General features: G+C 42.1%; 1 protein-coding gene. It reads left to right on the forward strand.

Features of this window, described 5'->3' with window-relative positions; all coding sequences use genetic code 11:
• Positions 1 to 240 (forward strand): S-adenosylmethionine:tRNA ribosyltransferase-isomerase (locus ACRHOZ_RS21365; protein ID WP_431130391.1); only part of this gene is annotated, 240 nt, incomplete at both ends.

The raw sequence follows: 240 nt of genomic DNA on the forward strand, positions 1-240 counted from the left end.
GTATGTGCTGTTGGAACTACGGTGATGCGTGGTTTGGAAAGTGCGGTTTCATCAGAACATTCATTGAACACTTTTGTAGGGTGGACAAACAAGTTTATTTTCCCTCCTTATGACTTCAGCATTGCCAACTGTATGGTTACCAATTTCCATTTGCCAAAATCCACTCTTTTGATGATGGTTTCGCCATTTATGGGTCACGATTTGATGAAAAAAGCGTACAAGCAGGCCATCTTGGTGCAG

It is taken from the genome of Flagellimonas flava, assembly GCF_050617915.1.
Taxonomy (GTDB): domain Bacteria; phylum Bacteroidota; class Bacteroidia; order Flavobacteriales; family Flavobacteriaceae; genus Flagellimonas; species Flagellimonas flava_A.